The sequence below is a fragment of the Epibacterium sp. ABZ3_068 genome (assembly GCF_056159265.1).
Window position 1 is genome coordinate 3134297 of sequence record NZ_JBSWUV010000001.1, and the last position, 22504, is coordinate 3156800.

A 22504-nucleotide genomic window follows, 5' to 3' on the forward strand; every position below is an offset into this window, starting at 1 on the left:
AGAACAAATTAAGAACATTCAATAAAAATAGGACTTTCGTCCTATCTAGCGTCCACGATCAAATGCACGAATTGCACGGCCTGATTGCCGGTGCAGGCGCGTATCGATCTCTTTGATGCGCCGCTCTCTGAGCTTGGCGTCTCGTTGCTGTTTGGTAAGAGCTGGATCATTGCCATGCCCCATTCCTTTTGGCGTAAGAGACGGGGCTATTTTAGGAAGGTCACGTTTGCGGGCGCGCACAAGTGCATTCCGCTCTACCCGCGAGGGTGGCAGTTTCGATGTCATCTGACATACTCCTGTAGGAGCCCGTTACGGGCGGTTGAAACGTGTGTCGTCGATTAGTGTGCTGACTTCATCATCGTGTTCCCACCAAGGTTTGCGTTCGATGATGAATGGCGGATGACCGTTCATCAGCAGTATTGATTGTTTGGGTCCAATGCGTGCTATTTCCGAAACTGGCAGAACGGGCGTAAGTGTTTCGTTTCCGCCGTGAGTGCCGCCGGGAATGCTTACGCCTAGCGATGTGGAGCGTGTCTCAACAAGAACAGCACGCTTTCCAGCCCTTTGTTCAATGTCACGCATGTGGTTTGTGTCGGATGTACCGCAGAGTATCTGCACCGAATTAGACTCAAAGGTTTGGCTACCACCTTGATCTTTAAATTGAGACAGGCCGCTACGGTCCTGCACCACCGTCACCATCCGCAAACCCAACGATCTATAGACCCTGATCCATTTTAGAATTGAGGCTGAAGGCGGCAACACGCTTGCCTCTTCGGCTAAGATCGAGACCCTGTAGGGACCGGGTGAATGTGCAATTGTCTCAACCGTGTATTCGAGGGTTGCCATCACAAACTCTGATGCGACGTCTGAGTATCGCTCAGATATACTGATGGTAAATGCCGTAGGTTCCCGTTTAAGCGCTGCTACATCAACGTTCGTTGCGCTTGTGGCCTCTCTGAGGCGGGAGCCCTGTGCAAAAAGCGAAAACGTTTCACTCATGCACTGCAAGATCCAGCGAAGTTCCTTTTCGTTGTCGGGTGAACCGTATTTGTTCAAAAACCCAATTGCGGCGGCGCTCACAAAGCCCCCTGCGATATCTTCATGTTCGGACGCGACTTCCATAAAGAGCATTATTTGTTCCAGCGAAGCCCCGGAAAAATCCCAAAGGTCACCCAACGTCGCTTCTTCTGGCGTGAGATAACACCTTGAAACCAATACTAAATGCGCCAAGTTTTGCGCATCTAACACAATCCATGAATTGGAACCGGCTTTTTTCAGTTGTTTTGCGAAGAAAGAGTGAATTCTCGCCTTTGCATCGTCGGTTATGAGTTCCCCGCGTTGCGCCGCTTCAATCAGGTCCTGAAAAACATTCAAAAAGACTTGGTTGTCCGGGTCAAACGGCGCGAACACGATGGCTGGCTTGCCAGTTATCGTGCGAATTCCCCGTTTAAGGGCTTTTGCAAGTTCTCCATCTTTCCAGTCAAGGAGGACGACGGACTCCCGTTGAGAGCCATCAGGAGCGCCCATCAGCAGTTTCACAGCATTAACAAGGGTCAGGGACGTAGTTTTGAAGTACCCTGCTGTTCCCATTATCAATACGTGCCAATCTTCTTTAAGATAGACGGGCTGGTCTTCGAGGAAGCCAAGCAGAAAGCCTCCCGGTTCCAGCATATTCATCCTGCGAAGATCTTCTAGACCACCCAATCTCGCATTGCCCTGAAGTCCAGATGTTTGGCCCATCGCAATGCTGCGATTTATTTTCGCGGTCTCATGCATAACATAGGCAGACCGACCTGCTTTAAAAAGCAAAGCAAGTGCTTTGATCATTTGGGTGAATGGCCCAACTTGTCCTTTGCCAGATCCAATGCGGTTTAAGTGGTCGTTGGAAAAATCAGGGGGCATCACCGTGTCCCTTGCGCACGTTGAAATGTGCGCTTCATGTCTTCCATGACATTGGTGCGCCCTTGATTTAAGGCTTCACCATAGTTCAGGGCCATATTCCTGCGGGCACCATCACTCATCCCGCAAAGAGCTAGGTACTTTTCTGATGCTTCATTGCCCTGCACACTGCCCAATATTCCAAACCCGCAACCGATATCTGCAAGATTGGCACCGATGCGGGCAGCCCAATGTGTTGCGCTTGTGTCTTGAACTTGCTGCTGAATTACGCTCGCCTCAGCATCCGTGGCGATTTTAGCAACGTAGGTTTCGCGTTCCACTCGCGCATTTGCACTCGCAATTTCCTCTGCCTGAGCCGCGACGGCTTCCTTGCGCGCATTGGTCCATTGGGTTTCAAATTCCCCAAGCAACCTGCCGAGTTGAGCAGGCAGAGTGTATTGAGGTGGTGCGAGGAGTGTCCATGCCACAGCGACTGCCGCAGCACCTGTCAAAATCGTCGTAATCTGCATCAGTGTGATCCCTTGCTGAAAGGAATGACTGACATCGGCTTAACACCCGCAGCGGCCATTGCTTCATATGCATTGACAACGCCTTGTAAGCTGTTGGGCCCCCAGACGCCGGTCTTTTCGTTCACTGGATAGTATTTCGCCGCTTTTCGGATTCCCGGCAGCGCTCGAACCATCGGTGCAAGTTGCGGATCGCGCTCACCGTTTTGGGCACGCACACTTTGAAATTCGTCGAAGTAAACCGCACCACCGTCCTTGTGCGGTATTACGGCTCCATAGATCCATAACGGGCTGACACCTTCAATCGGTGCAAGCTCGATGGCAATTCCGTTTTCAAACGGGAAAAGTCGAACGATGTAATCCTTCCCATCCGCCGTGGCGGAAACAAAACCGTAGGTTTGATTATCCATGCCTCCGGCGATATCTGAGAATTGGACCGGGCTGTTCGAGCCAAAGAGTTCATGTATTTCTTGAACGCTCATGGCACCTTGACCGGTTCTTCCTAAAGGTTGTTTTGCTGCAAAACAGCCTGACAGGCCAAAACAGATCAACCCCATTGCGACTGTGTTTCTAAGAAAGTTCCTTTTCGTTTTCATTGGTTACTCCTATGGTTCAGGCAAAGCTTCACCGTTCGCTCAAGGCGAGCGATGAAGCTTCGATTCAATTTTCATTGGGGCGTTAGACTTTTAGCTGTGCCGCTTGCGATTGCTGGCGATGAATTCAATTTTTCCGTCTTTTGCACGCTTACATTCCAGCGTGAATGACCGTCTCTCGCCTGAGTTCATATAGAACTGATCGCGGCAGACGATCTGGTTTTTGTTTTGAACGACGTAAAAATAGGCTTGGCCAGCACGTCCTGTGTTCTGAAGCGTGACATCAAAGGCGTATTCTCCTATCGGGAGAGAACTTCCGAGCCGATAGTTTGGATTTTTAACGTAGCGTGTGTCGCGCGAGACGATATGGATGTTGGTCGTCGTCAGGTTTCGAACAATTTCGGTGCTCATGATGCCATAGGCGGCTAGTCCAAACGCTGCGTAGGTTAGAAATTGTTCGACAGCTTTTTTGATATTTCCCTTCGCTGCTTTGTTCATGATATCGCAATCCTGTATTGTTACCCAACGATGGCATCGCTGGGGGCATTAAACTAAGAGCTTTGTATTGAGTGTTTTGGGCCGGTCTAGCTTCAGAAGACTATAGTCTGCGGCGCTTCGGGAAGATGCACAGTTGAGCGTCTTCGACAGCCGAAACAAGTGCGCCTCTGTTTTCTGCCAGTAGTTTCAATTTCGGGTGTTGCTGTAAACCGTTCGCAGAAACGGCAGTTTGTGTGCTCGATATATGCCATACTGATCAGTTCCCATGGTGTTCACAATTGCTGTTATGAGCGGTTTCGCTTTCCTACCCGGAAAGCGAAACACTGATGCAGAGCTATTTATTGCCGCCAGCGTTCCAACCCTGCGAAATTTGGACACGGGTTGTGTAGTTGTGGCTGTATGGTTTGTTCTGATTGTTTTGGCGCGCGTTGTAGCCTGCACGGAAACCGGGGGTGGACATTTGCTTCTCCTTTTCACGCAAAAGTTTATCAGCATTTGCTGATGTAAGAAGCTTCGCTCGATTCGTTCAGTTAGTCAAGTTACGTAACATCCCTTTTTCGATGCCGCTTCATTCGATTTCTTGCTTGCTCCCGAACTCTTTCAATAGCAGTGTTCGGGTCGTCAATTTTTTGACGGTCTTGCGACAGTAGTTCGCTGAGAGCTTTCTCCGGCGAACGGCTTATTTGTCTCGCATAGGCAGCATATAGCTTTGGGTCGAGATGCCCAATTTGTGCACGCGTAAGTCCGCAAGGGTCCCAAGAACCATCATCGTGTGTTTTGCCGTAGTTTAGTTTGATGAAATCGGCAGGAGAAACTTCTCTGCCGGTAGTGCGGTCAGCCCATTGAACCGTTCTTTTCACGGTCCCATTTTCGTCGGTGGGGACAGAAACGTCGGATTGCTTTCCCGCAGTTTCAAAGTGCGACAGCAAGGATGGTTTTGCTTTAATCAAAATATCCGCAGCCCAAGCACGATCTTCTTGAGTTCCGTGTGTGGAAATGAAATCTAGAAATTGATTAGGATTAAATTTTTTCAGTTTTGGGTTAAGCGGAGTGCTTTTTTCATCCCCCTTTGTACCTCCCTTTAAATCATACTCTTTTAGTCGGGAATTTTCAAGTTTTGTGGATAGAGATTTGTCTAACTTCAAACGATCAGAAGCTCTCGGCAAACCCAACGGAGATTCGTGTGAAGTTTTGAGTTGCTCTGCACTCTTTCTTGAATTCGGCTTAGCCATGGTTGATCTCGTATTTTGGTCGTGAGCTATAATCCTTGCTTTCAGCGGTTGAAGCTGCGGCCAAGTAACATAGTCCTATTGCTCCGCTTGCTTTGGGCGGAGCGGGTTTTCTCTGTCCATTTATTTCGATAGGTCTTGGTGCGCTAATGAAGCCTTCTTGCAGTTCTTCATAGTCGAAGTATGGTTCTTCGGACTTTGACCAGCCAGTTCGAAAATTACTAAAATAATTCCATACTCGTTCTGGCGCGTCTCCGAGTGGGTCTATATCGACGCCAATGACTATTGAATGCGGTGGGTGCACAACAGTGCAGGCTACACAGGCTTCAGCCAAGTAGCACGCGCGAATATTCCAGAACAGATCCTCATCGTTCTTATTCTTAAATTTAAATTCCTGATCAGAATGGTGCCTCATCTTATTGTAACGTGAGACGAGGGTTTCCTCTTTTGCCAGTGCTGAAATGCTTTGAAATGCTAGAGGACTTCGGTGGTTGATAGGTATCGGGGAAGTTCCGAATTGGATTGCCTCTTTGTCGCGGAGGTGTGGTAATGCAGTGAGAAGACCTACTTCGGGATGAAGAGCGTTAGCTAAGATTTTGCGACCTTGAACAAAGCCAAGACCTATTCCCTTTGTTGCAAACAAATAGGCTAGCACGTGATCTTGGCCCGTTCCCAATCGGTGGGCCTCTCCTACGGCACAAGCTGATGCATCAGTTTGCACCTGAAACCTTGTGTCAGATTTTTCCAGCCAATCACGACCTAAGAAACGTTGAAATAATTCACATATGTCATAACCGGCTAATGGAGCGTCAGCCCTGTTTCGGCGGATTTTTCCGTATTTCGGACCCGGAGACAGAGATTCAAACGGGCCATAGCTTGCTACAGCGACGCTCGTGACTTCATTTCTGTAGTAACTGACAAGGGCTCCCAATAGGCTTAAGCCACTGTCAACAGAGTTCTTGTTGGCGGGGTGCCATTCGACGGTTTCATCCTCCAGGTATTCGATTGACCAGTTATCATCCGCCATGGGGGTCGCACGAGATCTCAACAAATACCCACCGGTGCGCTCGATAAAGACACCTAGCACCTCCTGCGGTTTCCTAACTGATTGCTCTGCCGACATTGGCTCTCCGATTGTTGAAACCGCATTGTTTGATCAAAGGCACTTCTTAATCATACTGGTTGCGTTAACTTTTATGTCAAGGAACATCCAAGCCTTTGCGGAAAGGCAGTATGGTGAAAGCTCATTTGCGCTGCGCGCAAGATGTGCTCAGTGTCATACACTGAGCATCTTGGCTGCGGGCGGCTTCGCCGTCCTCGGCAAGGGAGCCCGCTGCGCGCTCCCGTTGCATCCCTCCAGCCATGTCACTTTGCGGGCGTTGAATATTCCCCTGAGCCAGTAGACCGCTTTGACGGTCCTCACTCACCAGAGACCATCTCTTCATGCATCCATCGTTCCATCTCAGGTATCGACCACACTTTTTGATCGCAGTTTTGTCAACCGACAACTTAAGAGTGGTCATTTGTACAATCTAGTGAATTGTGAAAAACGAAGAATTCAGTGACACCTAAAAGGCCCTGCCACTTTCAACGCCACCACATATTGTTGTGGAAATGTCGGTGGTTACAATCTATGCTAGCGGCAGCTAGTACTTACTAGCATTATGGTAGAAGCAGTAATTTGATCGATCAAGCACAATTAACAGCATCAATATGTGAACGCCCAGAAAACTTCGCTTGGTTTCTGGGGGCAGGCTCATCTCGTTCAGCAGGTCTTCCGACGGCTACCGACCTGCTGTGGGACATGAAAAGACGTTATTATTGTAGAGAAGAAAATCAAGAGATATCTCGTCAAGACATGCAGCTTGGGTCAGTTCAGGAAAAAATCCAGTCATTTCTGTTGACTAGAGGGTTTCCACCTCTTTGGGATGATGAAGAGTACTCTTTGTGTTTTGAGAAAATTTTTGGTGAAGATAGAGAGCGGCAGCGACGATATTTGAAAGCAAAGTTATCGGAAGAGAAAGTATCACTTTCCGTTGGACAGCGCGTCTTAGGTGCAATGCTAACATCTGGGATGACACGGGCTGTTTTTACTACAAATTTTGATAGCGTCATCGAAAAAGCGGTGGCTGAAGTGGGAGGCATGTCGTTGTCAGCATTCCACTTGGAGGGGGCTCATTCCGCTATCGACGCTTTAAACAACGAAGAATTCCCAATCTACTGCAAGCTCCATGGCGATTTTCGCTACGACAGCCTCAAGAATTTGTCTACTGATCTCGCAAGTCAAAACGCGCACTTATCCCGCTGCTTAGAGAATGCAAGTAGCCGTTTTGGGTTCGTCGTCACCGGATATAGTGGTCGTGATGAGAGTATTATGGCACTCTTTCGCTCTGCACTTAGCGGGCCAAATCCTTTTCCTCATGGCTTATTCTGGACTGGTATGAAAGGGAGCCGTCCGCTTCCCGCCGTTCAAAACTTGCTGGATCAAGCGACTGAAAAGGGCATTAACGCCCATTACGTGCCTGTCGAAACTTTTGATTCACTACTTTCACGCATTTGGCGGAACATAGAAGACAAAACCGCCAAATTGGACCTTAAAGTCAGGAGATCTAGCGTCGCGACGGTTTCTATCCCGATGCCGTCAAAGGGAACAGCGAACCCGTTGGTGCGCTTTAATGCTCTTCCCATCAAAGTAATTCCGAATACTTGCTTGTCACTAGACTTCAGAAAACCGAAGGCATGGTCCGACCTCCGCAAGGCGCAGGGTGACTCGGAGGGAAAACTCCTTTTCACCAAGGCCGAAAGTGTATGGTGTTGGGGGCAGCGATCACTAGTAGAGGAATATTTTGGAAGCGAGATTTCCTCTATTGGCGAAGTGAAATTGCCAAGCGACCCAGCTGCACCAGAGAACTTACATATAAAAGGTTTCATTGAAGCTGCTCTTTGTAAGGCCCTTGCCAAGGATAAACCGCTCCTTTCAAGGTCGAACCGCTATGCGTCTTGGCTAATTGTTGATCCTCACAGTGACGATTTGGATCAGCTTGATCCCTTAAAGTCAGTCGTAGGATTCTTCTCTGCTAAGATTTCGGGACTTTTTACTGAAGTGACCGACGAACATCCCTATCAAGAACAGGTAAGGTGGGCAGAAGCCGCACGCGTCTCGTTGGAGGTCAAAAATGGGCAGGCTTGGTTGCAAATTGAACCTGATATCTGGGTCTGGCCACCGAGGGCAAGAAGGGATGCTATTCCGGTTTTGGACAAGCGCCGCTCCAATCGTTTCAATAAGACATTTAATGCGCTGCTCGATGCTTGGGTTCGTATTTCGTTAGGTACGAACGCGCGTAACACTGAGGTTAAACTATCTGCTTTCGACGATGGTGACCAAGCGGAGAATCCAGAGTTCTCGATTGGTACGCGCACTGCTTTTGCAAAGAGGTTAGTGTAATGGCTGCATCAGACAACGCCCTTGGGGGATATTCCCGCATTGCGGAGCCTGAATTACTTTTCAACGATGGCAGGCAGCATAAACATCCCCTACTTGGCCTAATTCAGCATGGTCCCTACGGATTAAAGCTTGGGTTTCCAGCAACCGTTCGTTTTGCTCTTCTCGCTCCACAGACTGATATGGATCGCCTTCGAGGCCTTACAACGGAGATGAACAGAACAGCTCGCCCGCGTGAAGCAAAAAATTATTACCCTGATTACCCGGGTTTCAGCACTCTTTTTAGAGTACCAATTGCCACCCAAGACAATGCTTTGATGTTAGCTTTCCCTCAGGAGCTCGACGCATTTGCCCGAAAACGAGACAAGGTTGGTCTGGCGCACGGACTTTTTCAACACATTGCCACTTTGCAAAAGCATGCTAGCAATTTTGATGTTGCTCTGGTGTACCTTCCAGATAGCTGGGCGGCTTGCTTTGACGGCGAAAATTTCGACTTTCATGACTATTTGAAAGCGTATTGCGCACCTTCAAATATTCCCATCCAAATTGTTCGGGAGGCCAGTTTCAAAAGACAATGCCGCGCCAACGTCATGTGGGGTTTGAGTGTCGCCATCTATGCAAAAGCCGGCGGAATCCCTTGGAAACTAGCCGGACTTAATGTGGATGAGGCCTTCATCGGCATTAGCTATGCCATGAAAACCGACAAAGAAACTGGAACGCAGTATAGTACTTGTTGCAGTCAAGTATTTGATCCAGATGGTACAGGGTTTAAGTTTGTTGCTTATGATGCGCGAGAATTCACGCAAGACCAGCAGCGAAACCCCTATTTGTCATATTACGAAATCCAATCAGTGTTGACCCGCAGCCTCGAAATATACCAGCGCGGCCACTTCGGTGCGATTCCGAAAAAAGTGACAATTCACAAGAACACACCGTTCAAGGAAGATGAAATTCTTGGCGCACTTGATAGTTTTCGGGATGGTACAGAAGTCGAGCTTGTACAAATTGTTAAAGGCACGGACTGGAAAGGTGTTCGCTTCGAGGGTTCGCCACTTGTTGCTCATGGATATCCAGTAGATCGGGGCACGTATGTTCCCCTCAGCAAAAACGAAGCTTTACTTTGGACACAAGGCAGCGTGCAAGGAGTTCACGTCGATAACCCACGCTACAATGTCTACAAGGAAGGAGGACTCAAACCGACACCATCTCCTGTCCTTCTGCGGCGCTACTCAGGTGAAGGTGGGTGGCATGATACCTGTTCAGGGGTTCTTGGTTTAACCAAGATGGACTGGAACAACAACACGCTTTACAAGAAATTGCCCGTAACACTCGGATACTCAAAGGCATTCGCTGAGATTCTTCAGCAGAACCCAGATATGGTTGATCGTGTTTATGATTTCCGGTTTTTCATGTGAAGAATATTGGAACAAAATCAAACAGATAGTCTTGCAATTCAAGCGTGTTTCATTCAAGCTCATGCAAGCTTACGGGCAGACTTTCTGCTGCGCATCGCGGCATATGACAACAACGGCAGGTAGGCTGCTACCTTCAGTTCCTTTCGGTATTGTCGATTTTCTGATGATCGGTAAACCTCGCTTAAGAGTGCCCGTAAGCAACTAACAACATGGGTTTATTTTGAGCACCTTAGAGAAATTACAAAGCGCAAAAAACTTAAAAGACCTTGCCAAGCTTCTTGGGTTTACCCCGAAGGGCGCAAGCTATATCCTCTACCAACTTCCCACCTCTCAAAAATACCGAACGTTTGAGATCCCGAAAAAGAGTGGCGGTACGCGAACGATTAGTGCACCAGAGAAATCACTTTCGTTGTTACAAAAGCGGTTAGGTGAGCTGCTTTATGAGTGCGTGGCCGAACACCAAAAAAGCCATCCAAGATTTTGGCACGCATCACATGGATTTCAGAAAGATCGCACGATAATCTCAAATGCGGAGGTACATCGTCGCCGCCGATTTGTCTTCAACGTGGATATAGAGAATTTTTTTGGTACCTTGAATTTTGGACGAGTACGTGGCTTTTTCATTCACGACAAAGCCTTTTCGCTTGACCCAGCTATCGCGACTATTATCGCGCAAATTGCCTGCCACGATAATGCGCTCCCCCAAGGGAGCCCTTGTTCTCCAGTAATTTCAAATTTAATCGGTAACATTCTTGATCTTCGATTGCTGGCATTGGCGCGTGATGCAAAGTGTACATATACTCGCTATGCTGATGACTTAACCTTTTCAACAAATGAAAAACTTTTCCCGACTGAGATTGCCATTAACGTTCACGGCAGCGAATGGATAGTTGGTAAGCGACTGAACAAACAAATCGAACGCGCTGGGTTCACACTGAATGAAGGTAAGACGAGAATGTCCTTGCGTCAGTCTCGACAAACAGTGACAGGGTTGGTTGTCAACGCAAAGGCGAACATTAATGCCGACTACTATCGAACCGCTCGTTCGATGTGCAATTCACTGTTCCGTACCGGCACCTATTACAGGAAATCGGGCGATGCCTTAGAAACAATTGACAATCTCAATCCTCTGGAAGGGGTGCTGTCACACATCTATTTTGTGAAAGCTCGAAGGGATCGAAAGCCACAAGTAAATCGTCTCGCCGTCAAAGCAGGAGAATTCCAGCCGCCTCATGCGCCTGTCGATCTCTACAGAAAATTCCTTCTGTATAAGCACTTTGTAGCACCTTCGGCTCCCGTTATCGTGACGGAAGGGGTTTCTGATATCACCTACCTAAAATGTGCGATCAGGTCCTTGGCCAAATCATTTCCTTCATTGGTAGAGGAAAAGGATGGAAAGACAACACACTTTATCAATTTCCTTCGCCCTACAGGAACGACACGTGATGTGTTGAACTTGGGGCATGGTGCAGCAGGACAAGCTTCTCTTGTTTCACAATACTCAAACATCCTCAAAAAGTATGTCCACAAACCTCTCCAGCACCCCGTGATTATCCTCTGCGACAACGATGGGGGGCCAGACAAAGTCTTTAAAAATGCCAGCAAAAAATGCGGAAAGAAGATCTCCAAGACAACGACCGATCCGTTTTACCACCTTGGCGACAACCTTTATTTGGTTAAAGTTCCCGAAGCTACACCTCCGGTAGATAGGGACATTGAAGATCTTTTTCAGTCTGAGTTGCTAGCGACTGTCCTCGACGGAAAACTCTTCGATAAAAAGAAGGATCACGGCGATGAAACCGCTTACGGAAAAGTTGTCTTTGCTGAGAAAGTTGTCCGCGCAAATGCGTCAACCGTAGATTTTTCAGGTTTTTCGGAGCTTTTGTCTCGTATCGACCAATGTTTGACGCACTACAAAACGGCCCTGACTGTTGCGTTGCAGACGGTACCAACGGGAACTGTTAAGACCAAATAAGTTGTAGAGTGGTGAAAGTTAGACCTGTGTCGATTTATATCCCATAGTTGGTCCACGGTCATGCCACAGATTATGCTCGCATTAATCAGGTCTGACGTGATTACTCAGGTCGAAATTAAACCACCAACACAAGGATCTTAAATTTTCAATTCTAAAGTGCGCCATGTTGCTCTAAGGGTTTCTCGACACTGGAAACTAGAGAGTCCGTTTGGAGCAAATCTTGAGTTTATGACTGCAACACATTGAAATTCAGAAATCTTTTCCTCTTGAGGGAAACCTGTACAGATTCCGCTGGGTCGATACAGGTGTATTGCTAAATGCTCTTTAAGAGTTGGGATTTGGTCTGTCTTTGTTACGGTTCCCGTCACTTTTTTTCGCGTGTGCCACGCTTGAGAACCTGATCCTTCAGCTTGTGTCACCAAAAGCCGCTTTCCCAATAGATCAAATGCGTCTGCCCGCTCCATTCGGGCGGGAAACCCGCCCTCCCGTGTGGCCGCATTTGACCTTTGGGGCGTCTTTCTTGTGACCGATCGTCCAACAGCTGTCGCCCCAGCAGGCTGGGGCGGCTTTATCGCTGATCTGTCTTGGACGCTCGCCGCTGGGCAGAGGTTCAAGCGCGGGGTGATGGTTGATCTCCGGGCTTTTGAACCCACCAAAAGCGAGGACGAACTATGATTACCCTTTATGCCCAGCCCTATAACATTGATGCAATTGGCTTTTCCTTTCAAAGCGCGGAAGAGTTCTACGACAAAAGCCACCGTCATCAGGATCGTTTTGGCCAACCCGTGGAAGAGTTCGAAATCCAGTTCATTGATGGCGAGGAGTTGGACGCGGAACTGGCCAAGGCCATTGGATTGAACCAAGCCAATTTTGCCGATTTCCTGAGCTGCGCCGAGGATTGGGACACAGATCAAAAGACCTGCGTGATCATCGCGGTGGGCGAAGGAGGCTATGCCTTCGATCCCAAGGTCGATCCCGACAGCTATGACATTGATCTGTACCACGTGGACAGCCTGCGCGAGTTTGCAGAGCTTTTCATTGACGAAGGCTTGTTTGGCGACATTCCCGAACGGCTGAGCGGTTACCTCGACTATGACGCCATCGCGCGGGATCTGTCCTTCGATTACTGCGAGATCACCCTTGGCGGCACAAACCTGATCTATTGCCTTTCGTGAGAACCAAGATGAGAAGGAAGAAGAATTTCGAAACGCGCCGATGTTCGCCATCGGCGCGAAATGCTATTTAGAACGCATTTTGGGATATCCGATCTAAGCCACGACGCGGCCCGATCCATTGCAGCTCAGGCAGGTCTGATAAGTGTCCTTGCCGCCTGATCCGCCGCAGGAATAGCATTTGTCGCTGCCCCAACTGCGACCACTGCCTCCACAGCTCCCACATCGTTGTTTTTTATAGCTGCCACCGGAGCCCCGGCAGGATGGGCAGGTCTTTGTTTGGGTAATTCTCGAACTTGTATAGGTCATTTCAGCTCCTACGTTTTGAAGTCGTTACAGATTTGCCAGATAGGTTGGTCGAGATTTGCGCGTGATCACACGTTGTAAGCGCGGCTGAAACAGCGCTAGGGGGGCGTGCCGACTACAGCGGCACTACATTTCGAATTTTGAATTAAGGTCTTGCCCGCTGAGCCCGGACGGCGAATGCGTTTCAGCGGAACTGTCAGGCCCTGATGCGGAATTAGCGTCTATATCCCTGATTTCTCCAAACTCTGCTTCAAGCGCGTCTAGTTCGCTCATGCCGAGTTCACCGTTTTCGGAAGCGTCTCGCGCCGCATCAATATCCTGTTGCAGATCAAGCAGTTCTTCTCTTTGGGATTTAAGCGCCTCTAGCTCATCAAGTTCAGCTTTGTAAGATTCCCAAGATGGCGCATCGTCACTTATGCTTTCAGGATCAATCACGTCTGGTGAGATCTCTTCCCCGTGTTCATCGAACACCTGTGCGCCGTCTTCAGTTTTGAACACTCTTCGACCATCAGGCAGAACAACGGCCTGCGACAACAGAAGGTCGAGGCGTTCTCTAACCAAATCCAAGCGCCTGTCGTTTTCAAGCAAGGCTTCGGTGACTTGTTCTTCCAACGCATCAAGGCGGCGTTCCATCTCGCGGATTTGGACAACCTGTTCGAGAGCTGAGACAAGATCGTTAGTAGTGGCGTCTTCTTGCGCATCCTTATCCTGCGCGCGCTCTTTTTCGCGACGGCGGTTGCGTTGCGCGAGTAAAACGCGTTCGCGCTCCGCGCTGTCGCTGAATACCTGTCCTAAATTTCGATCAAGCCAACTCATCTATGCACCACATTTTCTGTTTGCGAGGATGGCAATTATTTGTCCCGGTGCACTGTCTGGATAGCGATCAAAGGCGTCCTGAATCTTGGCTTGAGTTCGGTCGCCACCGTAAAACCAGTCGTAAATACACTTCATGCCGCTTGGATCTTTTCCATCCGCGTAATACCGCGCGGAGGCTAGCCCTTCGACAATGCCTGCGATAAAGGCAAATTCTTCTTTGGTGTTGAGATTGTCACCGAGAGAGCCAGCCGTAATCTGGCCATCTGCCAGCGCAGAAGTGCTCAATCCTGCCAAAATCCCCGCCAACACCGCCTGTTTTGCCCACAACATATAGGACCGTTTGTGTTGAAATTTCCTTTATGTCCGCTAAATCTGGTATAATCAACAACAACAGCAGGAAATCAGGTGATTTGCCCCGGTCGAGCTTGGGGAGACTGCTGGAAATGGAAGATTCAACAGAAAGGGTCGATTGTGTTGAGCGGGTTGTCGCCCACTCAGTAAGGGATTGCGGGCATGTCTATGAGAAAAGTTGGTTACCTTCGTGTGTCCACGCAGGATCAAAATATCGCCCGTCAGCAGGACGGATTGGCGGCAATCTGTGACGAGATGCATGTAGAGTATATTTCCGCCGCTGCGCCACAACGCCCCGTATTTGACGCAGTGGTTTCCAACCTCACGCCCGGTGACACTCTGGTTGTCCTGACCATCGACCGCGCGTTTCGTTCGACCGTGGATGCCGTCAATCAAGTTCAAGCCCTGATGGCGCGTGGCGTCCGTATCCAGATAGCAAACCTTGATGTGGATACGGCCACTGCCGACGGCATGTTCGCCTTCACCATCATCGCTGCCGTCGCCACACACGAACGTATGCGTATTTCCGAGCGCACCAAGGACGGTCTACGTGCCGCCCGCCGACGGGGGAAACGATTAGGCGCACCACCCAAGCTTACTCAATCAAAGCTCGAGAGTGCCGCAGCCCGCATTTCAAAGGACGAGACCATCAAATCGGTGGCCCAGAGTTTTGATGTTGCCCCGTGGAGCCTGACACGCGCCCTACGTCGGCACGGGTTGCGAGCCTAAACTGTACGGTAATTCAGGCAGACCAAATACAAATAGCAAGGATATCAATGATGATGACTGCCCAAATTGTTTTTGAAAACACAATCTCCTGCGGCAGAAAAGGGATTGGAACCGCAGGGTTGCTAATTTCGCTGTTGAGCGGAGCCGCAAGCGCAGAATCGATAAACTGCCGAGACTTCCCCGACGGGGATTTCCAGCCCGTTGAAGTTACCGAGGGCCTGCTGGCCCCTGAGTTTCTGTCTACGCTCTCTTTTAATGAAAACGGGCTGACTGGCGTGATATGTGGCGAACATGTGCTCCACTATGCCTCGAAGTCCGGGCGGTTCATTCGCGTATATAATTTTGACAACGGGCCGGACTATTTCTCCGAAAAAGAACGGCTGGCAAGGTATGTAGCTGACAATGGCCTGATAGGATTCATCGACCCCGATCTCAATATCGTAATCCCGGCGCGTTTCACCTGCGCGTGGCCTTTTGTAGACGGTCAGGCAAAGGTCACTCTTATGAGAAACAGCAGCGAATGGAATACCGTTGTTTTCCCTGATGGTCGCATCTCGTCCGCCCTCTCGGCTGAACCGCATTGCGGCACCAAATCACACCCGCGTGGATCACAAAGTCTACTTCCCAAAAACTGACGATGTTTGATGGTTTGGTGAAACCGAGCCCAAAGTTGGGACAAGAGATCCCATTATTTCAGGGGAACGTTGATGCGCCAGAGTACAACCGTTCCAAGATGCGGAAAAACTGACAAATCTCCGAGAAAATGATACGATAGATCGATGGCAAACACACAAAAAGACATGTTGATCGAGAAAGCTGTTTTGCGAGAAGCAAAGCATCTTCAAGCGCTTGAGGGCAACCCGCTTGACGCCGAGCAGGAGGCGATGTTCGATGATATGCTGAGCAAGGGCATGTCGCACGAGGAGTGCCTTGCCCATATCACCGAACGCGCCATGCTACGGGCGGGTCTTTCTGCCGACGAATGAGTGATACCGAATACTGCTATCCTCCCGATTTCAAAGTCCTACGGAACAAGTTTGGGCGTAAACGAACTGCCTAGTAACTGCTGCTCTTGCAGTCGGATCAATCCAGTGATCGTTCTGCAAGATTTGGCTCCGTCGCACCTTACCGTGGTATTTTCCGCATGAAACGATAGCGCACCAGTTTTCCGTCTACGTCAGCACCAAGGTAGTTGAGACCTCCGAAGTGCCCTTCGGGCATAGGATAACTATCCTGTTGGCTGGCGCGTTTCGCAACTAAATTGATCGGACCAAAGTCCGCGTCCATACCTTCGAACCGAAAGCGTGTTGCACGCGCATCAAAGGTACAAACGATTATTTGGCCATGGCGGATTGGTACGCTTTGTTCATCAGATGTTTCTTTGGAAACAACTTCGAACCGTTCGACCTTGGCTTTAAATGTGACTGTGGATGCGTGGCTATTGTTGCGGACCGTAATGTTGACCTGCGAGCCGTTGTTGGCAAGCTTCGCATCATGTGTCCAAATATGAGAACATCCGCCTCCTGAACAACCTGAATAACTTGCACTATAAAACCGTTTATCATTTAGAATGGGTGGAACGGAAGCACGTGGTACCGACATTGTTCGAGTCGTCGTGTGCATGCGCACTTTGCTTGAACTCTTGTGATGCCCGCTTGGCAATTCAATTGATAAATCCTGATCCAATTCGGGCTGTTTCACCCAATCAAGCGTTTCAACGACTGAAGCAGCTTCGATTTGCCCAGAAATCCGGGCGGCTACGATGATCTTGATTGGTTGCTTCTTTCGAAACTTCTTGTCGAAGACCAAGAAACGGTCTTTCTTGATCAAAATATCCAAGTAGCCCACCAATATTGTGGCTGTATAGTCGGTGCGAAGTTCTTCGATCAGTTCTATAGGAATGACAAACTCGGCCTTGCTGGCGCTTAGTTCCATCGCCGGAATGCGTAGCGGTGGAGAGTTTGGTGGATCTAAAACCAGTGTAAGTGAAGACTGAATATCTTCAGAATCATAACCCACATTCAGTCCAGTTACTGTTATGATCGGGTCTTTTTGAATGTTAGCCTGAATCAAAGTGCCGTCTATTTCGTCCAAAGCGAAGTCTTCAGGGTAGATTACAGTACGGCTAAGAGTTTGCCGGATTTCGCGTATAGCCTCTTCTGTAACGTTGTCAAACTCCTCCGCAGCCAAAATAATTAGTTTTTCGGCTGCAAGCGTCAAGCTATACAGCTGCACACGAACCTGTTCGGATACATCTTGGACCAGCTTGTTGAGATCGCGGAACACATCACGCCGAATCTCCTCCAACGCAGTGGTGAGTTGTACCAGCAAGTCCTCAACCACATTCTTGATCAAAATCGATGTGTTGCTTGCGATGCTTTCAACGGTTTCCTGCACGTCATCTAAAATGGATCCGACTAAACTGTCCCCAATTTTTGAGGTAGCTGCTGACGCGGAAATTTTGGCAACTGATTCAAATAATGGCATGCTAAATGGCCTCTCGGTTGTGCTCAATTATTGAGCGTAGATCATCTAAATACGCCATGTGGCGCTGCTTCAAATTTTCGGGAAGGTAACTTTCTTCTGTCATCCCCGTTGCTGCTTGAATTGCACTTAGACAATGAGATCGAAAATCATCACTTAAGGTCGTCATCATGTCTAGCAATAGACGTCCGTTGCACGTTGCGACGGGCAATTCATGCGGTGTCCTGAATCTCCAATAGTTAGGAGCGACGGACCACACGTATTGAAAATCGTAAGGGACTGGAATCGTAGTACCTTTGATGGTCCAAAGTACTGTATTGTGGGTTACCAATCGGCCAGCATTTGAATAGTCGAAGCTGAAATCGCTGTTACCGACTAGGAATTGCATCAGGAAGAAATTAAACAGATCTGAAGCTTCAAACTGTGGTGTTTCGCCCTTGTAAAGCTCCCCCCCTCGCTCTTCTACCCCTTGCTCAAGGTCTTCGACTAACAGACATCGGAGTTTCGAAGTGCCGCAAGTTACTTCTACCCTGCATGACCTTAAGGCGATGCTAGTGAGCTGCTCTAGTATTGAGTAAGAATAGCTTTCGGCTGCAAATACTTCGGAAGCTGAGACTTTCCGGAATGCTAAGTCTGAGCTGTAGTCCGTGTCGGCGCTATCTTGAAAAATCACATGGCAGCGATGGTCAGTATCGCCAACCCGGAATCTTAAACCTAACATAGGCAGGTCTGGACGGTGGCGACCGCGATATGTGATTTCGGCTGGTACTTCCAGTTGGGTGTCTGAAATTGGAGCAATAGTAGCGTTTAATGGAGCACGCTCCCGAAACCGGGTTTCCAGATCAGCATCATTTGCACGCAATATGAAACCTTGATTGAGCAAAGCCAATGTGCGGCTCGCTCTTTGCGGTCCCTGTCTAAAACCGACCTCCATGGCCTGAACACTAAATCTTGGTACTGAATTTTGTTCAATAAACATCGGCAGCCATGCAAAAAGAAAAATTTACATTCAACTAATGCTAGTGGTCGCTACTTGGAATGCAAGGAAAAATACTGTGCACCCACATGGAACCGGAGGGAGGCGAGCCACATGTTTGACCTACTCTTGTAGCTTACGTTACCATCGTGACAGACAATTAGTTCAAGATGAGCTCCTACCACTCAAGTGGCTTTGAAGGGTGAGCGAACTGTGGCTGAGCTTGCCAGCCAATTTGGCGTCCATCCCACGATGATCCACAGTTGGAAACGCGCTTTGCTGGAAGGCGCGTCCGGCGTGTTTGAACGCGGCGGAAAGAAGTTCCCAGAGATCGACAAAGAGCAGATCAAAGAACTGCACGCCAAGATCGGGGAACTAGTCGTCGCCAATGATTTTTGTCACGAAAGCTTAAGCCGTGGATCGGCAAGTGGGGCGCAAGATGGTTGAGCCTGTCAATACCAACCTGTCGATTGGTAAACAGTGCAAGCTGCTGTCGCTCTCGCGGTCGTCGTTTAACTACACGCCCAAGGGCGAGACGGCGACGAACCTGATGTTGATGGGCCAGATCGACGTGCAGTTTTTGTAAGCGCCCTTTTTTGGTGTTCGGCAGATGTCCTGGCATCTTCGTAACGAAGTCCAAGCTCTAGAGATTGAAAATGAGAGGCCAGCATATCTAGTAGCGCTACCTAACTTGATTTTTTGTATGTCCTGAGCCATGCAGTTTCCTATTGCGATTGCGTTTTATTTCTCTTTCTGCCGGTAGTCTAAGCTCTTGCCTCAAAGCTGCGATATCCGAGGCAATGCAAGTGGACTGTGTTAGAGCAGAGTCGGCAAGAACTTTCGCCCGTTCCGCACGCAGTTGCTTTTCCGCCTCGAATTTGGCTCTTAAACCTTCGATCTCTCCAACATCACGGGCAAGGCAACGTTCTTCCTCTTTGGTGTTCTCTCGTATTGTTTTGCGCCTCTTCCCGGTCACTCGATCCCACAGACCGAAGAGCCCCTTTCTCAAGCGGCCTTCGCGGGTTTGGTTTTCTATTGATGCGCGTGCGGTTTGTTCAGCTTTCAATCGAGCTTCAGCCTGTCCTTGCTCTGCGGAGAGTTTCTCTTGCGCCGCGATAAGCGCTTTTTGCTCCTCATCGGCCTTCTTGCAGAGTTCCGCCTGAAGCTCTTCAAGACGGGTCGTTATGGTCAGGGCAGCTTTGGCGTGCGCGTCTTCTTTGCTCGGTAGTTTGCTCGGCTCCCCCAGACGTTCTTTGAGCGCCTTAGTTTTCGCACCAACCCAACGAGATAACGAATAGGCTTCGCCCGTATGATCGACCGCAATGAAACCGCGCCGATCACCCCGCGCCAGATAGAACCCGCGTTCTTCCAACGCGTTTGAGAAAGATGCGCGAGAGTCAGAGATAGCCCAACTGTCCTGAAAGAACCCTTTCAGTTTTTTGGGGTCCTTTTCGGCGCGCTTGGCTTGTTGCCATTCAGCGAGTGTGAAATTGCGCGGATCGACAAATTCCTTGTCCACAAACCCGCGCGGCATATCCCAGCCGCGCTCAATATAGATATCGCGTGAAATCTCTTGCAGCTTGTTCTTTGTGAAAGGCAGATGGATGGCGCGACCGCGTTCCGTGTCAATCCGGCTCCAAACTGCGTGGGCATGACGCCGACCGTTCTTTTCGTGAAACACAATGGCGCGTGGTTGGTCGCTGAGGCCAAGTTCCTGCTCCACCCGGTCAATGGTGGCGACAAACTCATGGTTCTCGACAATGGCATTTTTCGGCGGGTTTAGGCTCAGCGAATAGAGGTGCTGCTTACAGCGTGTCGCACGGCTGACAGCATAACTCTCCTGCAACGCGCCATGCAAATCATCAGCCAAGAAACCTCGGATTTCATGCACTTCAACGCGTTCATTCTCACATTTAAGGAGGTGCTGAGACAAGTCTCTGGCACCTCCACGCTGATTTCCCTTGAGTATCAAATCAGCCTCACTTTGGCCGCAGGCCCAATGCCTGCAACAATTCAAGGCGCATGTCTTCGACCTGTGCACAGGCTCGCCGAAGTGCCTCCTCTGCATCGTCTTGCATGAGCAATGCGCCATCATCACAAGCGCGCAGAATACCTTTCAGTGTGTCGACATGGGCTGATTTTCCCAGCCTGCCGAGGGCTTGCGCGACAGCCTGTTTGTACTCAACGGTTTTGACCTTGGCAGAGCGATCAGATGTAAACAGAGCAGAACGCACATATGTGCTGAGGTTTTGCCCGGCGGCCTGACGTTCAAGTTCAGCACGCTCTTTTGCCGATACACGAATAGACAACACCGAGGCTGTCTTTGCCGGTTTGGGCTTTTCTCCACTGCGCGCGAATGCGGGTTGCAGTTTGGGGAGTGAGGCAGATTTCGGTCTCATGGCCGCGCCTCCGGTCCCTTGGGGATAACCGTTTGGACGTGCTGGAGTTGCTCATTCCATTCCGCTAAAGTCTCAAAAAGGGCGTTCGAAGTTTCTCCTTCTTGGCCCGCCATACCCCCTTGGGCCAGCAAACCCAGCCTAACACATTTATGTATAATGTGGTTATGGTATATGGGGAGCATTGAATTCTCTGCAAAGCCAGCGATCAAGAATGCATCCACGGCGGGGACGATCAGAACCCCCAGGTATTTGCCTTAACTTGATAGACGACGCCGTCTGAATGGCACTATGGTTCGCCGCACAAAGCAGGGTTCGCCAGGAGCCTGAAGATAGGCGCATATGAGTTTGCCCAGAAGACCCAAGAGAACAGATCGCACCGCGTAATGTGATCGCGCATGCTGTCCTCTTTTGGTCCGATACAATCTTTCGGTCTTATGGCGTTTGCATTCAGCACAAAGAGGACACGCGGATTGGCTCCCGTGCCCTCTCTTGTCACAAAGCTGCATGCCGTGTTTTTGAACTCGCTTGCGGCGACCAACTTTATGAGTTCTGTAAGAAGTGGATGCTAGATCGCTGCTTCGGCGCTCTCCAGCTCCTGTTGCATAAGGCTACGCGCGGTGTCGGCGACGGCGTTGCGAACAGGGCGATACGTCATCCCCAACACATCACACGCCCGATCTCCAGAAGCCTGCGGGGCCTCCCCCAGATGTGGGAGAAGCATCTCCAATGTTGGGTCGAACCGCGCGGCCTGGCGCACCATCCCATGAGTGGCGGTTCCAGTCTTGATGGCGCGGCTGGGGTAGAGCTTGCCAATGATCGCGGCAATTTCGGCCATGCTGAGGGTTTCCTGCACCAAGATAAAGCGAGCGCCGATGCTGTTCGGGTGCAAAAGCGCGCGGGCATGAGCTGCAGCCACATCGCGAACATCGACCGAGGGAAAGCCCGCATCCGGAAGCGCAGGATCTCGACCGCGCAGGAACCGCTTTACGACACCCACAGACGTTGCCCCGCTCTCGCCGATGGGAGGGCCAAAAATAAGGCCGGGGTTCAGGACCGTAAGCGCGAGCCCCAGTTCATCAGCCAGCTCCCAGGCACGTTGTTCAGCGGCCAGTTTGGACATCGCATAGCCATCTGTGCGCGGATCGTCGGGCTGGCTCCAGTCCCGTTCGTCATACACCTTTCGGTTGTCAGGAAGATCGGTGTTGGTCACCGCTGCAATGGATGACGTCAACACAACCCGTTTGACGCCCTGCGCATGGGCAGATCGCAGAACACGTTCTGTGCCTTCTACAGCAAGCCGGATCAGAGCGCGGGGGTCTTTGGGAGCGCGATCTGGGAAGGGCGACGCCGTGTGCACCACGGCTTTGCAGGTCCCGGTTGCGAGATCCCAGCCCCTGTCCGATGTCAGGTCCGCCTGCACAAAATCGACCGGCAATTCATCGCGCCCTAGATGCCGTTTCAGATCTTGGCGCAGGGCTTCTGCCTTGTCGAGATTACGTAATGTAATCAACAGGTCAAACCCCTGCTCCAATAGCGCGACCGCAACGTGCCGCCCGAGGTAGCCGCCACCTCCGGTCAAACAAATGCGGTCGCGGGGGGTCAGCGGGGCGGTCCCGATAGGTGTTTGAACCATGAGATATGTCTGCCTTCTCTTCAATTTTGATGGCTTTCACCCTTGGCGCTTGCAAGTGCGCGGAGGGCAGTCTGGACGTCC

General features: G+C 50.0%; 24 protein-coding genes. 9 read left to right on the forward strand and 15 right to left on the reverse strand.

Annotated features, from left to right (window positions below):
• Positions 1-45 precede the first annotated feature (45 nt).
• The 8 genes from ACXAEW_RS15055 to ACXAEW_RS15090 form a co-directional block, all read right to left on the reverse strand.
• Positions 46-285, reverse strand: coding sequence for a hypothetical protein (locus ACXAEW_RS15055; protein ID WP_474942092.1), 240 nt, complete (start codon positions 283-285; stop codon positions 46-48).
• A gap of 24 nt (positions 286-309) precedes the next feature.
• On the reverse strand, positions 310-1902 hold the full coding sequence (locus ACXAEW_RS15060) for a type IV secretory system conjugative DNA transfer family protein (protein WP_474942093.1): 1593 nt from the start codon (positions 1900-1902) through the stop codon (positions 310-312).
• On the reverse strand, positions 1902-2408 hold the full coding sequence (locus ACXAEW_RS15065) for a hypothetical protein (protein WP_474942094.1): 507 nt from the start codon (positions 2406-2408) through the stop codon (positions 1902-1904). The genes ACXAEW_RS15060 and ACXAEW_RS15065 overlap by 1 nt, the downstream gene beginning before the upstream one ends.
• The gene (locus tag ACXAEW_RS15070; RefSeq protein WP_474942095.1) at positions 2408-3001 is read right to left on the reverse strand and encodes a hypothetical protein; all 594 of its coding nucleotides are present in this window, start codon (positions 2999-3001) and stop codon (positions 2408-2410) included. Before ACXAEW_RS15070 ends, ACXAEW_RS15065 begins: the two co-directional genes overlap by 1 nt.
• 90 nt (positions 3002-3091) lie before the next feature.
• On the reverse strand, positions 3092-3496 hold the full coding sequence (locus ACXAEW_RS15075; RefSeq protein ID WP_474942096.1) for a hypothetical protein: 405 nt from the start codon (positions 3494-3496) through the stop codon (positions 3092-3094).
• A 539-nt stretch (positions 3497-4035) separates the two neighbouring features.
• On the reverse strand, positions 4036-4728 hold the full coding sequence (locus tag ACXAEW_RS15080) for a hypothetical protein (protein ID WP_474942097.1): 693 nt from the start codon (positions 4726-4728) through the stop codon (positions 4036-4038).
• Positions 4721-5848, reverse strand: coding sequence for a hypothetical protein (locus tag ACXAEW_RS15085; RefSeq protein ID WP_474942098.1), 1128 nt, complete (start codon positions 5846-5848; stop codon positions 4721-4723). The genes ACXAEW_RS15080 and ACXAEW_RS15085 overlap by 8 nt, the downstream gene beginning before the upstream one ends.
• Before the next feature lie 121 nt (positions 5849-5969).
• Positions 5970-6170 carry a hypothetical protein gene (locus ACXAEW_RS15090; protein ID WP_474942099.1) on the reverse strand — a complete coding sequence of 67 codons (201 nt, stop codon included), beginning with the start codon at positions 6168-6170 and terminating at the stop codon, positions 5970-5972.
• A gap of 236 nt (positions 6171-6406) precedes the next feature.
• Here ACXAEW_RS15090 and ACXAEW_RS15095 point away from each other — a divergent pair, with 236 nt between their 5' ends.
• The 4 genes from ACXAEW_RS15095 (at position 6407) to ACXAEW_RS15110 (ending at position 12732) form a co-directional block, all read left to right on the forward strand.
• A complete protein-coding gene (locus tag ACXAEW_RS15095; protein ID WP_474942100.1) occupies positions 6407-8170 on the forward strand; it encodes an SIR2 family protein in 1764 nt (587 codons plus the stop codon).
• Positions 8170-9582: an argonaute/piwi family protein gene (locus ACXAEW_RS15100; protein WP_474942101.1), complete on the forward strand. Its 1413-nt coding sequence runs from the start codon at positions 8170-8172 to the stop codon at positions 9580-9582. Before ACXAEW_RS15095 ends, ACXAEW_RS15100 begins: the two co-directional genes overlap by 1 nt.
• A gap of 220 nt (positions 9583-9802) precedes the next feature.
• Positions 9803-11557: a retron Ec67 family RNA-directed DNA polymerase/endonuclease gene (locus tag ACXAEW_RS15105; protein WP_474942102.1), complete on the forward strand. Its 1755-nt coding sequence runs from the start codon at positions 9803-9805 to the stop codon at positions 11555-11557.
• Between the two features lie 671 nt (positions 11558-12228).
• Entirely contained in the window at positions 12229-12732 is a 504-nt protein-coding gene (locus ACXAEW_RS15110) for an antirestriction protein ArdA (protein WP_474942103.1), read from the forward strand.
• Positions 12733-13161: 429 nt separating this feature from the next.
• Here ACXAEW_RS15110 and ACXAEW_RS15115 read toward each other — a convergent pair whose 3' ends face one another.
• Complete coding sequence (locus ACXAEW_RS15115) at positions 13162-13851, reverse strand: hypothetical protein (protein ID WP_474942104.1); 690 nt, start codon at positions 13849-13851, stop codon at positions 13162-13164.
• The gene (locus ACXAEW_RS15120; protein ID WP_474942105.1) at positions 13852-14145 is read right to left on the reverse strand and encodes a hypothetical protein; all 294 of its coding nucleotides are present in this window, start codon (positions 14143-14145) and stop codon (positions 13852-13854) included. It lies immediately after the preceding gene.
• 219 nt (positions 14146-14364) lie between these two features.
• Here ACXAEW_RS15120 and ACXAEW_RS15125 point away from each other — a divergent pair, with 219 nt between their 5' ends.
• From ACXAEW_RS15125 to ACXAEW_RS15135, 3 genes are all read left to right on the forward strand, one after another.
• The gene (locus tag ACXAEW_RS15125) at positions 14365-14931 is read left to right on the forward strand and encodes a recombinase family protein (protein ID WP_474942106.1); all 567 of its coding nucleotides are present in this window, start codon (positions 14365-14367) and stop codon (positions 14929-14931) included.
• Positions 14932-14978: 47 nt separating this feature from the next.
• Positions 14979-15566 carry a WG repeat-containing protein gene (locus tag ACXAEW_RS15130; protein ID WP_474942107.1) on the forward strand — a complete coding sequence of 196 codons (588 nt, stop codon included), beginning with the start codon at positions 14979-14981 and terminating at the stop codon, positions 15564-15566.
• 144 nt (positions 15567-15710) lie between these two features.
• Positions 15711-15917 carry a hypothetical protein gene (locus tag ACXAEW_RS15135; RefSeq protein ID WP_474942108.1) on the forward strand — a complete coding sequence of 69 codons (207 nt, stop codon included), beginning with the start codon at positions 15711-15713 and terminating at the stop codon, positions 15915-15917.
• A gap of 139 nt (positions 15918-16056) precedes the next feature.
• Here ACXAEW_RS15135 and ACXAEW_RS15140 read toward each other — a convergent pair whose 3' ends face one another.
• Both ACXAEW_RS15140 and ACXAEW_RS15145 read right to left on the reverse strand, forming a co-directional pair.
• Positions 16057-17418 carry a hypothetical protein gene (locus ACXAEW_RS15140; RefSeq protein WP_474942109.1) on the reverse strand — a complete coding sequence of 454 codons (1362 nt, stop codon included), beginning with the start codon at positions 17416-17418 and terminating at the stop codon, positions 16057-16059.
• A gap of 1 nt (position 17419) precedes the next feature.
• The gene (locus ACXAEW_RS15145; RefSeq protein ID WP_474942110.1) at positions 17420-18394 is read right to left on the reverse strand and encodes a hypothetical protein; all 975 of its coding nucleotides are present in this window, start codon (positions 18392-18394) and stop codon (positions 17420-17422) included.
• 210 nt (positions 18395-18604) lie between these two features.
• Here ACXAEW_RS15145 and ACXAEW_RS15150 point away from each other — a divergent pair, with 210 nt between their 5' ends.
• Both ACXAEW_RS15150 and ACXAEW_RS15155 read left to right on the forward strand, forming a co-directional pair.
• Positions 18605-18838 carry a transposase gene (locus tag ACXAEW_RS15150; RefSeq protein WP_474942111.1) on the forward strand — a complete coding sequence of 78 codons (234 nt, stop codon included), beginning with the start codon at positions 18605-18607 and terminating at the stop codon, positions 18836-18838.
• A complete protein-coding gene (locus tag ACXAEW_RS15155) occupies positions 18831-18977 on the forward strand; it encodes a hypothetical protein (protein WP_474942112.1) in 147 nt (48 codons plus the stop codon). The genes ACXAEW_RS15150 and ACXAEW_RS15155 overlap by 8 nt, the downstream gene beginning before the upstream one ends.
• Before the next feature lie 96 nt (positions 18978-19073).
• Here ACXAEW_RS15155 and ACXAEW_RS15160 read toward each other — a convergent pair whose 3' ends face one another.
• The 3 genes from ACXAEW_RS15160 to ACXAEW_RS15170 form a co-directional block, all read right to left on the reverse strand.
• On the reverse strand, positions 19074-20486 hold the full coding sequence (locus ACXAEW_RS15160) for a relaxase/mobilization nuclease domain-containing protein (RefSeq protein WP_474942113.1): 1413 nt from the start codon (positions 20484-20486) through the stop codon (positions 19074-19076).
• On the reverse strand, positions 20371-20790 hold the full coding sequence (locus ACXAEW_RS15165; RefSeq protein ID WP_474942114.1) for a hypothetical protein: 420 nt from the start codon (positions 20788-20790) through the stop codon (positions 20371-20373). The genes ACXAEW_RS15160 and ACXAEW_RS15165 overlap by 116 nt, the downstream gene beginning before the upstream one ends.
• A 565-nt stretch (positions 20791-21355) precedes the next feature.
• Complete coding sequence (locus tag ACXAEW_RS15170) at positions 21356-22423, reverse strand: SDR family NAD(P)-dependent oxidoreductase (RefSeq protein ID WP_474942115.1); 1068 nt, start codon at positions 22421-22423, stop codon at positions 21356-21358.
• Positions 22424-22504 lie beyond the last annotated feature (81 nt).

What these genes read in the sequence shown, in the direction of transcription:
- ACXAEW_RS15055 (WP_474942092.1), bottom strand. Translation starts at nt 285, where the DNA reads ATGACATCGAAACTGCCACCCTCGCGGGTAGAGCGGAATGCACTTGTG.
- ACXAEW_RS15060 (WP_474942093.1), bottom strand. Translation starts at nt 1,902, where the DNA reads ATGCCCCCTGATTTTTCCAACGACCACTTAAACCGCATTGGATCTGGC.
- ACXAEW_RS15065 (WP_474942094.1), bottom strand. Translation starts at nt 2,408, where the DNA reads ATGCAGATTACGACGATTTTGACAGGTGCTGCGGCAGTCGCTGTGGCA.
- ACXAEW_RS15070 (WP_474942095.1), bottom strand. Translation starts at nt 3,001, where the DNA reads ATGAAAACGAAAAGGAACTTTCTTAGAAACACAGTCGCAATGGGGTTG.
- ACXAEW_RS15075 (WP_474942096.1), bottom strand. Translation starts at nt 3,496, where the DNA reads ATGAACAAAGCAGCGAAGGGAAATATCAAAAAAGCTGTCGAACAATTT.
- ACXAEW_RS15080 (WP_474942097.1), bottom strand. Translation starts at nt 4,728, where the DNA reads ATGGCTAAGCCGAATTCAAGAAAGAGTGCAGAGCAACTCAAAACTTCA.
- ACXAEW_RS15085 (WP_474942098.1), bottom strand. Translation starts at nt 5,848, where the DNA reads ATGTCGGCAGAGCAATCAGTTAGGAAACCGCAGGAGGTGCTAGGTGTC.
- ACXAEW_RS15090 (WP_474942099.1), bottom strand. Translation starts at nt 6,170, where the DNA reads ATGAAGAGATGGTCTCTGGTGAGTGAGGACCGTCAAAGCGGTCTACTG.
- ACXAEW_RS15100 (WP_474942101.1), top strand. Translation starts at nt 8,170, where the DNA reads ATGGCTGCATCAGACAACGCCCTTGGGGGATATTCCCGCATTGCGGAG.
- ACXAEW_RS15110 (WP_474942103.1), top strand. Translation starts at nt 12,229, where the DNA reads ATGATTACCCTTTATGCCCAGCCCTATAACATTGATGCAATTGGCTTT.
- ACXAEW_RS15115 (WP_474942104.1), bottom strand. Translation starts at nt 13,851, where the DNA reads ATGAGTTGGCTTGATCGAAATTTAGGACAGGTATTCAGCGACAGCGCG.
- ACXAEW_RS15125 (WP_474942106.1), top strand. Translation starts at nt 14,365, where the DNA reads ATGTCTATGAGAAAAGTTGGTTACCTTCGTGTGTCCACGCAGGATCAA.
- ACXAEW_RS15130 (WP_474942107.1), top strand. Translation starts at nt 14,979, where the DNA reads ATGATGATGACTGCCCAAATTGTTTTTGAAAACACAATCTCCTGCGGC.
- ACXAEW_RS15135 (WP_474942108.1), top strand. Translation starts at nt 15,711, where the DNA reads ATGGCAAACACACAAAAAGACATGTTGATCGAGAAAGCTGTTTTGCGA.
- ACXAEW_RS15140 (WP_474942109.1), bottom strand. Translation starts at nt 17,418, where the DNA reads ATGCCATTATTTGAATCAGTTGCCAAAATTTCCGCGTCAGCAGCTACC.
- ACXAEW_RS15145 (WP_474942110.1), bottom strand. Translation starts at nt 18,394, where the DNA reads ATGTTTATTGAACAAAATTCAGTACCAAGATTTAGTGTTCAGGCCATG.
- ACXAEW_RS15155 (WP_474942112.1), top strand. Translation starts at nt 18,831, where the DNA reads ATGGTTGAGCCTGTCAATACCAACCTGTCGATTGGTAAACAGTGCAAG.
- ACXAEW_RS15160 (WP_474942113.1), bottom strand. Translation starts at nt 20,486, where the DNA reads ATGATGGCGCATTGCTCATGCAAGACGATGCAGAGGAGGCACTTCGGC.
- ACXAEW_RS15165 (WP_474942114.1), bottom strand. Translation starts at nt 20,790, where the DNA reads ATGAGACCGAAATCTGCCTCACTCCCCAAACTGCAACCCGCATTCGCG.
- ACXAEW_RS15170 (WP_474942115.1), bottom strand. Translation starts at nt 22,423, where the DNA reads ATGGTTCAAACACCTATCGGGACCGCCCCGCTGACCCCCCGCGACCGC.